Below are 7,390 nucleotides of genomic sequence, written 5' to 3' on the forward strand. Positions count from 1 at the left end.
ACTGCGTGGATCCAGCCCCGCCGCATCGACCTGCGGCCGCGAGATCTCCCGCAGAAAGGCCTCTGTTTCGGCATCGCGCAGGATGGACTGCGCCCAGGCCGGGCCGGGAAGCAGATTGGGCAGCAGCGCCAGGGCTATCGCCAGCAAGGAAACAAGGATGCGCATGAATGTTGCCCTTGCCTAGCACAGTTGAACTGGCGGTGAAGGGGGAACGACGAACCCCAAACAACTGGCCCCGCCGGAGGCCGGCTACCCCTAAGCCGCGCGCAGCGCCCGCGCCCGGCGGCGTTGCACCGACGACCCAAGCCCCAGTGCCTCGCGATATTTGGCCACGGTGCGCCGCGCGATATCGAAGCCTTCGCCAATCAGCAGTTCGACGAGCTTGTCGTCCGACAACACATCTTCGCCCTCGGCGGCGATCAGGCGGGCGATGCGGTCCTTCACGGCCAGGGCCGATGCTGTTTCGCCATCGCCGGAGCCGACACCGGAGGTGAAGAAATATTTCAACTCATACTGGCCGCGATCGCACAGTAGATATTTGTTGCTGGTGACTCTGCTGACGGTCGATTCGTGCATTTCGATAAGGTCGGCGACCTGGCGCAGGGTGAGTGGCTTCAGCTGGCTCACGCCCTGTTCGAAAAACCCCTGCTGCAGGCGCACGATTTCTGTGGCCACCCTGACGATGGTGCGGGCGCGCTGATCGAGCGCCTTCAGCAGCCAGTTGGCGCTGGCCACGCATTCGTTGAGGAAGCCGTGGGTGGCCTTGTCGGCCCCGACGGCCAGTTCGCTGTGATAATCGCGATCGATGATCAGGCGCGGCAGCGTCGCCTGATTCAGGCTGATCTGCCAGCCGCCATCGGCGCCGCGTGTCACGAACACATCGGGCACCACTGGTGTTGCCGCTTCGCCGGCATAACGCAGGCCGGGCTTGGGATCATAGGATTTCAGCTCGCGGATCATGTCCACGATATCCTCGCGGTCCAGCTTGCACAGCCGCATCAGGCCGGCCATGTCGCCGCGCGCCACCAGATCGAGATTGTTCAGCAGTTTTTCCATTGCCGGGTCGCAGCGATCGGCCGCGCGGGCCTGGGCGATCAGGCATTCCGACAGGCTGCGCGCCGCAACGCCGGTCGGATCGAACATCTGCACCTCGCGCAGCACCGCTTCGGCCCGCGCCGGCGACACGTCCAGCCGATCGGCAATCTCCGCCAGCGGCTCGACCAGATAGCCGGCTTCATCCAGCCCATCGATGATGAAACGCGCGATGGCCAGTTCAATGCCGTCAAAACGGGCGGTGGCCTGTGCCTCCAGCACTTCGGTCAGCCCGGCCTCGCCGCCGGCCATGCGCTCGAAATCCGGGCCGGCGTCCTCGCCGCTGGCTTGCGCCGCGCGTTCGCCCCAATCGGCGGGCTGGTCGGATTCGCAATCATGGTGGAAACGCTCACCGGTGAAATCGGCGTCCAGCGGCCCGCTTTCATCGCCGCCGCCGCTGCCATCGCGCAGCAAGGCTTCCAGCCCGGCGCTGCTCGCATCGTCAACTGCAGGCAGTGCATCAGGCGGCGCATCGACTCCGCTTGGCCCCGCCGGCTCCTGCGGTTCAGCGGCATCGCCGCCGGCGAGCAGCGGGTTGCGCTCCATCTCCTCGGCGATCCAGCCTTCCAGTTCGACATTGGTCAGCGTCAGCAGTTTGATCGCCAGCTGCAGCTGGGGGGTCATCACCAGCTGCTGCGATTGCCTTAGCTCAAGACGCGGCCCCAAGCCCATGTCAGGCGCTCATCTGTCTCACAGGCTGAAATCCTCACCCAGATAGACGCGGCGCACGGTTTCATCGGCCACCAGCGCTTCCGGCGTGCCTTCGAACAGCACGCGGCCATCATAGATGATGCAGGCGCGGTTCACGATTTCCAGCGTTTCGCGCACATTGTGATCGGTGATCAGCACGCCGATATCGCGCGCACGCAATTGCACCACCAGCGCGCGGATATCGGCAATGGAGATGGGATCGATCCCGGCAAACGGCTCATCGAGCAGCATGATCGACGGGTTGGCGGCCAGCGCCCGGGCGATTTCGACCCGGCGGCGCTCCCCGCCGGAAAGCGCCATCGCCGGGGCGCTGCGCAGGCGGGTTATGTTGAATTCGCCCAGCAATTCCTCCAGCCGGGCGGCGCGGGCGCGGCCATCGGGCTCCGCTACTTCCAGCACGGCCATGATGTTCTGTTCCACCGTCATGCCGCGGAAGATGCTGGTTTCCTGCGGCAGATAGCCCAGGCCCAGCGCGGCGCGGCGATACATCGGCAGGCCGGTGATATCGTGGCCATCCAGCAGGATGCGACCCGAATCCGGCATCGCCAGGCCCATGATCGAATAGAAACAGGTGGTCTTGCCGGCGCCATTGGGGCCGAGCAGGCCGACAACCTCGCCGCGCCGCACCGACAGCGACACGTCGCGCAGCACAACGCGATTGTCATATTTCTTGCCGATGCCATCAACCGAAAGCCCGCGCAGCACAGGACTGCCCGATTGCTCGCGCTGCTGTTCGTGTTGTTCCATCACGTCGGTTTCGGCCATAATCGAATCTGCTCCCGCCAATTGGCGCGAAATTTGCATGTCGGGGTGCAAACTATCGTGAAAGCAGCGCCGCGCCAAGCCGGCTCAGCGGCGAAGCCTGTGATTTCTGTTGCCAATCCGGCGCTTTTCCGGGAACAGCCGCAGCCATCATGGGCTCGGCGCTGTTATTCTCTGATCCGGCGATGCTGGCCTTGTTGCTGGGCGCGGGCCTGTGGGCGGGCGCCCAAAATGCGCTGGCCGGCGGCGGCAGTTTCATCACCCTGCCGGCCCTGATCGCCGCCGGGCTTGATCCAAAGCTGGCCAATATCACCTCCACCATGGCGCTGTTTCCCGGCCAGATCACCACGGGCATTGCCGGCCGCAAGCTGGTGGCCGGGGCCGAACGCCTGTCGTTCAAGGCACTGGCCGCCATTGCGCTTATTGGTGGGGTGGCCGGCGCGCTGCTGCTCAACGCCACGCCCACACATGTTTTTGCTGCCATGGTGCCGTGGCTGGTGTTGCTGGCCACCGCCGTGTTTGCCTGGGGCAGTTTTGGCCCAAAGCAGGCCGTCGACAAGCCGCCGCCGCCAGCCTGGGTGACCGTGCTCACCCAATCGACGATCGGCATCTACAGCGGTTTCTTTGGCGGCGGCGCCGGCATCATGACTCTGGCCAGCCTGACCATTGCCGGCCTGGCCGTGCGCAATGCGGGCGGCACCAAGAACGTGCTGGTCTCGCTGTCCAACACCACGGCTGCCATCCTGTTTGCGTTCACCGGCAATGTCGCCTGGATGCACGCGCTGGTGGTTGGCGTCGGCGCGATGGCCGGCGGCTATGTTGGCGCGCGGGCGCTGGCAGTGGTGCCGGAAAAGGCGCTGAAGATCGCCGTGATTGTCATCGGCCTGGGGTTGACCGTGGGGCTGTTCCTGCGCGCCTAGAAGCGGAAGCGCCAATTGCGCTGACGATCGACGCGGAGATCGCCCTTCGACAATATATCCATGCCTATCAAAACTTCGAAGGCGATGCCTTTGGTGAAATCGATCCCATAGATCTCACTTGGCAGAAACAGCGGCGGTTGCGCCAGCCCGCCTTCCGACGCCATCCGAAACCCAAGAGTAAAATTATAAGCGTTGGCTCGCCTTGTACCCGCAGCCGTGTCCAATATGCGTCTGCCTACGGGGGTGAGTCCCATGGCGTCGGCAAGCTGCGGGGCAATTGCTGTCAATGAGGCGCCGGTATCGAGCAAGGCGGTTGCCTCTACCATGTTCACTGCCTGGCCAGTGCCGCCCACCAGAACAATGGGCACCAAAATCTGGCGTCCATCATGGACACCGCTGATCTCAGGCACGCGTTACAAAGCCCAGGTCAACGGGCTCTGGCTCAACAATCTGGATCGAATAGAGGTGATCGCCAAAACGTTGCTGCGCGTCGGAGGCTGCATCTTCAACACGGTCATAGAAGCCAATGATCTGTTGATGGCGGAGCAAGACATACTCACCCCGATGGCCTTCGTCCAACTGCCTGAACTGACTTAGAAAAAAGTCGAAATTTCGGTCAATTTCGCGCTGGCGGGCATCTAGAGACATCAAACCATCCTTTTGATGGCATTGAATCACATATCGATTCGTCTGCCAAGCCGTTAACGCCGCTGGCCAAACTCATCAATCAGCACCTCACGCCGGCCAACATGATCGGGGCGGCTGACAAAGCCGTCCTGCTCCATACGCTCGATCAGGCGGGCGGCGTTGTTGTAGCCGATGCGCAGATGGCGCTGGATGAAGCTGGTGCTGGCCTTTTGTGCCTTGGCGACCACATCGATGGCCTTGGCATAGATGTCGGCTTCCTCATCGCCGCCGCGCCCACCGGTCAGGCCGGCGCTGGCCAGATCGAGCTGGCCATCCATGTCGGCTGGTTCTTCGGTGACGGCGTCGACATAGTCCGGCACGCCCTGGGCGCGCCAGAAATCGGCTACGGCCTCCACTTCGCCATCCGAAACGAACGGGCCGTGCACGCGCACCAGCTTGCCGCCAGCCATCCACAACATGTCGCCCTTGCCCAGCAGCTGTTCGGCACCGGGTTCACCCAGGATGGTGCGGCTGTCGATCTTGCTGGTCACCTGGAAACTGATGCGGGTCGGCAGATTGGCCTTGATGACACCGGTAATCACGTCAACCGACGGGCGCTGGGTGGCCATGATCAAGTGGATGCCGGCGGCGCGCGCTTTCTGGGCGATGCGCTGGATCAGGAATTCGACTTCCTTGCCGGCCGTCATCATCAGATCGGCCAGTTCGTCGACCACCACCACGATCAGCGGCATCGGCTCGAAATCGAGCACTTCCTCTTCAATGATCGGCATTTCGGTTTCCGGGTCCCACCCGGTCTGCACGCGGCGCACAAACGGCTTGCCGGCGGCCTGCGCCTCTTTCACCTTTTGGTTGAAGCTGGCGAGGCTGCGGACGTTGAGCTCGCTCATCTTGCGATAGCGATCTTCCATCTGCTCCACCGCCCATTTCAGCGCGCGGATGGCCTTGGGTGGGTCGGTAACAACGGGGGCCAGCAGATGCGGGATCCCGTCGTACATCTTCAGTTCCAGCATCTTGGGATCGATCATGATCAGCCGGCACTGGGCCGGGGTCATGCGATACAAGAGCGAGAGGATCATGGCGTTGAGGCCGACCGATTTGCCCGAACCGGTGGTGCCGGCGATGAGCAGATGCGGCATCGGCGCCAGATCGGCAACCACCGGCACGCCGGCAATATCCTTGCCCAGCACCAGCGGCAGCGTGACCGATCGGCTGTCGAAATCGGCGCTGCCCAAAAGTTCCGACAGCGACACGGTTTCGCGCACCGGGTTGGGCAGTTCGATGCCGATCACGTTCTTGCCCGGCACCACGGCGACGCGCGCCGATTGCGCGCTCATCGATCGTGCGATGTCGTCGGCCAGGCCAATAACCCGGCTGGCCCGGATGCCCGGCGCCGGTTCCAGTTCATACATGGTGACGACCGGGCCGGGGCGCACTTCGCCGATGCGGCCGCGCACCCCGAAATCTTCCAGCACGCCTTCCAGCAGCCGGGCATTCTGTTCCAGCGCAGCGGCATCAACACGGGCGCGCGGTGCCGATGGCGGCGGCGCCAACAGGTCCAGCCCCGGCAGCACCGAGGCATCACCCAGATCGAACGATTTCTGCTTGTCGCGCACCACCCGTTCGCTGCGGCCCGTGCGTTCGGGCCGCTCCAGCACCACCAGCGGGCCGGGCTCGGGGTCGCTGGTCAATTCGGCTTCGGCCTTGGGGCGCGGGCGCGTGGGTTTGGGCAGGTTCAGGCTGCCGGGCTCGGCTTCGGCATCGGGGTTCCACAGGCGCTGGCCGGCAGCGATGGCGTCTCCCACGGCTTCGCGGCTGATGGCGCTGCCCCAGGCCAGAAACGCCAGCCCAAGCGGCGCCAGCAATATGGCCAGGAATGTGCCCACCGACACGTCTGCCAGTTCCGGAATGGCTTCGACACTGGCGGCAATGGCGGCCAGGCTCTGGCCCAGCAGACCACCGGGGCCAGCCGGTGCGCCCATGTCGGACAGGCCGAATCCGCCGGCCGCAAACGACAACAGCGCCACACCGCCCAGGCTGGCGCCCGCCATGCGCGCCACCGGCACGTCTTCATCGCGCGCCACCCGCCAGCCGGCGAGCAGCAACGCTGGCGCCAGCAGCAGGACCGGCCAGCCCGCCAGTTGCAGCAACACATCGGCGATATGCGCGCCGATCGTGCCCATCCAGTTGCCGGCCGCACGCGCGGTTGCGGTGTTGAACGACGGATCAGCCGGTGAATAGCTCAACAGGGCAAGCACCAGCGCCACGCCGATCAGCGCAACGGCAGCACCAGCCGCAACGCGCGCTGCCATGCGAAGGCCCAGCACCAGCGCCACACGCAGCCGCACCAGCCACGCCGGTCCGCCAGTGCTGCTGGGCTTGGGGGCAGATGCTGCCCGAGTGGCCATTGCGGTTGCGCCTTTCGCGGGGGGAAACTTCGGTGTCCGCTGGATGTTCACCATTTGGGCACTGCTCTAAAATGAATCAGCGCCGGGTTTGGGTCAAGGAAAACCCGAGCGAAACCCCGAGCGAAGCCAGCGCTACCCCGGACATCATGTCCGCTTGGGGGAATCGCGGCGTTGGGCTAGAACGCTGAGCATGACGATGGATGCAGACGTAATCATCATCGGTGGCGGCCTGGTTGGCGCCACGCTGGCGCTGGCCCTGGCCAGGCACGAAGTGACGAGCATCGTCGTCGATGCTCAGGATCTCGAAAGCACAACGTTGCCGGCATTCGATGGTCGCGCTACCGCCGTGGCCAGTGCTTCGGCCCGCATGCTGCGCGCGCTGGGGCTGGGCGATATCCTCGATACCCATGGCTGCCCGATCCGCGAGATCCGCGTGACGGATGCCGCCCACCCGCAGTTCCTGCATTTCGATGCCGGCGAGGGCAATGACCCGCTCGGCACGATGGTGGAAAACCGCTGGCTGCGCACCGGCCTGCTGCGCGCGGTTCGGGCCTGCCCGGAAGTGACGTTGCTCGCCCCGGTCAAGGTCACCAATCTGGCCCGCGACAAACACGCCGCCACCCTCACCCTGGCCGATGGCCGCGTGTTCAAGGCACCTTTGGTGGTGGCCTGCGACGGTCGCCGATCGGCCACCCGCGAAGCCGCCGGCATCCCGCTTTCGACCTGGCAATATGATCATGCCGCGCTGATCACCATGGTGGCGCACACGGTGCCGCACGAAAATATCGCCTGCGAACTGTTCTACCCGTCGGGCCCGCTGGCGCTGCTGCCGATGCGCGACACTGAAGACGG

The 7,390-nt window shown here is 64.6% G+C and carries 7 protein-coding genes and 1 pseudogene; 2 read left to right on the top strand and 6 right to left on the bottom strand.

Annotation, left to right across the window (positions count from 1 at the left end; all coding sequences use genetic code 11):
• From RMO81_RS07950 to lptB, 3 genes and pseudogenes are all read right to left on the bottom strand, one after another.
• Positions 1-165, bottom strand: a pseudogene (locus tag RMO81_RS07950) (peptidase M48); the annotation flags it as partial.
• A 90-nt stretch (positions 166-255) separates the two neighbouring features.
• Positions 256-1,764, bottom strand: a complete 1,509-nt coding sequence (gene rpoN / locus RMO81_RS07955) for an RNA polymerase factor sigma-54 (RefSeq protein WP_310475290.1) — start codon at positions 1,762-1,764, stop codon at positions 256-258.
• A gap of 18 nt (positions 1,765-1,782) precedes the next feature.
• A complete protein-coding gene (gene lptB / locus RMO81_RS07960; protein WP_310475295.1) occupies positions 1,783-2,550 on the bottom strand; it encodes an LPS export ABC transporter ATP-binding protein in 768 nt (255 codons plus the stop codon).
• Positions 2,551-2,717: 167 nt separating this feature from the next.
• Between lptB and RMO81_RS07965 the strand changes: the two genes are divergently transcribed.
• Positions 2,718-3,485 carry a sulfite exporter TauE/SafE family protein gene (locus RMO81_RS07965; RefSeq protein ID WP_310475291.1) on the top strand — a complete coding sequence of 256 codons (768 nt, stop codon included), beginning with the start codon at positions 2,718-2,720 and terminating at the stop codon, positions 3,483-3,485.
• On the opposite strand, the gene RMO81_RS07970 is transcribed toward RMO81_RS07965, so the two are convergent.
• Genes RMO81_RS07970 through RMO81_RS07980 form a run of 3 tightly spaced genes read right to left on the bottom strand, consistent with a single transcriptional unit; the run spans position 3,482 to position 6,538 of the window.
• Complete coding sequence (locus tag RMO81_RS07970) at positions 3,482-3,895, bottom strand: retroviral-like aspartic protease family protein (RefSeq protein WP_310475292.1); 414 nt, start codon at positions 3,893-3,895, stop codon at positions 3,482-3,484. The genes RMO81_RS07965 and RMO81_RS07970 overlap by 4 nt on opposite strands.
• Positions 3,888-4,133, bottom strand: a complete 246-nt coding sequence (locus RMO81_RS07975) for a hypothetical protein (protein WP_310475293.1) — start codon at positions 4,131-4,133, stop codon at positions 3,888-3,890. Before RMO81_RS07975 ends, RMO81_RS07970 begins: the two co-directional genes overlap by 8 nt.
• A 53-nt stretch (positions 4,134-4,186) precedes the next feature.
• A complete protein-coding gene (locus tag RMO81_RS07980) occupies positions 4,187-6,538 on the bottom strand; it encodes a DNA translocase FtsK (RefSeq protein WP_409049597.1) in 2,352 nt (783 codons plus the stop codon).
• A gap of 190 nt (positions 6,539-6,728) precedes the next feature.
• Here RMO81_RS07980 and RMO81_RS07985 point away from each other — a divergent pair.
• Positions 6,729-7,390, top strand: a 662-nt coding sequence (locus RMO81_RS07985) for an FAD-dependent monooxygenase (RefSeq protein ID WP_310475294.1), incomplete at its 3' end; no start/stop codon positions are given.

The sequence above is a fragment of the Sandarakinorhabdus sp. genome, from assembly GCF_031422795.1.
Taxonomy (GTDB): Bacteria; Pseudomonadota; Alphaproteobacteria; order Sphingomonadales; family Sphingomonadaceae; genus Sandarakinorhabdus.

Coding starts and splice junctions, on each gene's coding strand:
- rpoN (WP_310475290.1), bottom strand. CDS start 1,764: ATGGGCTTGGGGCCGCGTCTTGAGCTAAGGCAATCGCAGCAGCTGGTG.
- lptB (WP_310475295.1), bottom strand. CDS start 2,550: ATGGAACAACACGAACAGCAGCGCGAGCAATCGGGCAGTCCTGTGCTG.
- RMO81_RS07965 (WP_310475291.1), top strand. CDS start 2,718: ATGGGCTCGGCGCTGTTATTCTCTGATCCGGCGATGCTGGCCTTGTTG.
- RMO81_RS07975 (WP_310475293.1), bottom strand. CDS start 4,133: ATGTCTCTAGATGCCCGCCAGCGCGAAATTGACCGAAATTTCGACTTT.
- RMO81_RS07980 (WP_409049597.1), bottom strand. CDS start 6,538: ATGGCCACTCGGGCAGCATCTGCCCCCAAGCCCAGCAGCACTGGCGGA.